At 60.6% G+C, this 2,337-nt stretch carries 4 protein-coding genes; 2 read left to right on the top strand and 2 right to left on the bottom strand.

The genetic code is table 11. The annotated features are described in order from the left end of the window. Positions 1-239: TetR/AcrR family transcriptional regulator (locus WCA53_RS13585; RefSeq protein ID WP_423910897.1), on the bottom strand; the 239-nt coding region annotated here is incomplete at its 3' end. Positions 240-362: 123 nt separating this feature from the next. Between WCA53_RS13585 and WCA53_RS13580 the strand changes: the two genes are divergently transcribed. Both WCA53_RS13580 and WCA53_RS13575 read left to right on the top strand, forming a co-directional pair. Continuing rightward, positions 363-896, top strand: a complete 534-nt coding sequence (locus WCA53_RS13580; protein ID WP_423910894.1) for a hypothetical protein — start codon at positions 363-365, stop codon at positions 894-896. 268 nt (positions 897-1,164) lie between these two features. Beyond that, positions 1,165-1,851, top strand: a complete 687-nt coding sequence (locus tag WCA53_RS13575; protein WP_423910891.1) for a phosphoribosyltransferase — start codon at positions 1,165-1,167, stop codon at positions 1,849-1,851. A gap of 52 nt (positions 1,852-1,903) precedes the next feature. Here the strand turns inward: WCA53_RS13575 and WCA53_RS13570 are convergent, their stop codons facing one another. Next, positions 1,904-2,335, bottom strand: coding sequence for a nuclear transport factor 2 family protein (locus WCA53_RS13570; RefSeq protein WP_423910888.1), 432 nt, complete (start codon positions 2,333-2,335; stop codon positions 1,904-1,906). Between the last annotated feature and the right edge of the window lie 2 nt (positions 2,336-2,337).

The raw sequence follows: 2,337 nt of genomic DNA, 5'->3' as shown, positions 1-2,337 counted from the left end.
ACCTGAAGTCGCGCGGCCCGCGCGCTGATGCACGCGATTAGCATTTCCTTCTTATTGCCCACCAGCGCGTACAGTTCTCGTTTCGAAACGCGCGCGCGCGTGGCGATCTCAAGCGTGCTGGCTGCCCCGTAGCCACTCTTCATGAACGCCGCGAAGGCTGCATCGAGAATGCGCGCGCGCACCTCCGTTTCGTCGCGGCCTTCCTGAGGCTCCTTTGACAGCGATACAGTAGTCATCATCGTCCCTCTTGACAGTCGGTACCGCATAGTACCAAACTAGCCGGAACCTTCTGGTACTTATGGGTACCAGGGCTGCCAGTTCCCACAGTCGAAACGCGGGAATTCAAACCAAAGGAGAGACTCATGCTGCCGCAACTCTGTTTTTTCGTGAGCGTCGCATTCAGCTTTATCGCGTGGGGAATCGTCGCGAAGCAATACATCTGGCCAAAACTCAGCATCCTGCGAAGGGCCGAAGCGCTGCGGCCCCTTCTTATCCTGCACAGTTTCCGCTTCATTGGGTTGGCATTTCTCGTCCCAGGCGTCGTGTCGCCCGAACTGCCGTCTGCATTCGCGCACGCAGCCGCCTACGGAGACTTCGTCGCGGCGATGCTCGCGTTGCTCTCGCTGGTATCGCTGCTAAGCAGGGCCGGCATTGTCATCGCATGGATCTGCAACCTCTGGGGCTCAGCCGATCTCTTGAACGCGTTCTACCAGGCCAACGAGGCCGGACTCATGGCGGGGCAGTTGGGCGCCGCCTACTTCATTCCGACGCTCGTTGTACCGCTACTGCTGATCACGCACGGGCTCGCCTTCCGGATTCTTCTGCAGCATCAAAGTCAGTCCGCTATGCGGGAGGCCGGCAGCCCAGCGATGAGCCATCAAGCGGAGGGCCCATGATCGATACAACAACCCACATTGCTGGACTGGTCCGACGACCGTATCGTCGCGATCCGTGACTTCCGGTTCGCGCCTTATGTGATGGAAAGTCTCACCGTACAGCTGCTGTGACGGGCGAGGCGTGGCCCGAAGCAGTTTGCTTTCGTTTCGCTTGCTTTCAGTTCGGCCCAATTGCGACTAAAGTGTTTGCGTATCGCGGTTTGGCAGTTCGGCGGTTTGGCGGTTTGCGCGCCGCGAGCCTGAGTGTCGTCATCGATGGAATAGCAGCATGGAATCGGTGTTTTCGAATCGTGCGGAAGCGGGCCGCGCGCTCGCCGGGCTACTCGGCGCTTACGCTGGCCGTAACGATGTCGTGGTGCTGGCCATTCCGCGTGGCGGGGTCCCGGTCGGTTTCGAAGTCGCGCAGGCGCTCGCGGCCGACCTGGATGTCCTGATCGTCCGCAAGCTTGGCGTGCCCTTCCAGCCTGAGCTTGCTATGGGCGCGATTGCGTCGGGTGGTGCGTTCTATCTAGACCGGAACGTCGTTCGGTACATGAGCGTTTCCGACGCTGAGTTCGCCAGTGTGCTCGCGCAAGAGAAGTCGGAACTCGCACGCCGCGAGGCGATGTATCGCGGCACGCGGCCAGCGGTGGAAATCGAAGGCCGCGTTGCGATCGTGGTCGACGACGGCCTGGCGACGGGCGCGACGCTTACGGCGGCCGTGATGGCCTTGAGGGAAAAGAAGCCGTCGCGCATCGTGGCCGCGCTCCCGGTTGCGCCTGCGGACTCGGATGCGCGCATCGAGAGCATCGTCGACGAATTCGTCTGCGTGCTCCGCCCGTACGCTTACTGGAGCGTCGGCCAGTTCTACCTCGACTTTTGTCAGACCAGCGACGCCGAAGTGTCCGAGTTGCTTCGACATGCACGCAACGACAACGGCAAGCGCAATCAGGACAATTGCGGCCACAACGGCTGAGCCTCGACGTTCCCGCGCAGTCCGTCCACAAAGTCTTTAGCTAAACGAACCGTTACCTGGAAAGCCAGGGGTAGCGCTCCTTATCGGCGTCCTCGTAGTCGGGATCGAGGTATATGAAGCACCGCTGGATCTTGAAATCCCGAATCTCGAACACGTCGCACCAGCGTCCGGCATGGGTCACGCCTGCGCGCCAATCGACGCCACCCTGAGTCGTGCCATAACTCGTGCCTTCGACTACCACCGTATCGCCCTGCTGGATCACGTTCAGATAAGCCAGGTCGTGCTTGAACTTCGACACGATCGATCCAAGGTCCGCAAACAGCTTTTCAAACGACGCCCGTCCCGTCGCGATACCCCACTTGGGAAAGTACACCTCGGCGTGATCGTCGAAGAGATCGAAAAACGACGCGCCGCGGTCGAGCCGGCGCAGATACTCCAATGCGATCGTCTTGCGTTGCTCGTCGGTCATGGTGGTGGTGTCCATGG

This window comes from Caballeronia sp. (assembly GCF_049581465.1).
Taxonomy (GTDB): Bacteria; Pseudomonadota; Gammaproteobacteria; order Burkholderiales; family Burkholderiaceae; genus Caballeronia.
Note: the sequence above shows the minus strand (reverse complement) of the source record. Positions and strands in the feature narration are given on the sequence as shown.

What these genes read in the sequence shown, in the direction of transcription:
- WCA53_RS13580 (WP_423910894.1), top strand. Translation starts at nt 363, where the DNA reads ATGCTGCCGCAACTCTGTTTTTTCGTGAGCGTCGCATTCAGCTTTATC.
- WCA53_RS13575 (WP_423910891.1), top strand. Translation starts at nt 1,165, where the DNA reads ATGGAATCGGTGTTTTCGAATCGTGCGGAAGCGGGCCGCGCGCTCGCC.
- WCA53_RS13570 (WP_423910888.1), bottom strand. Translation starts at nt 2,335, where the DNA reads ATGGACACCACCACCATGACCGACGAGCAACGCAAGACGATCGCATTG.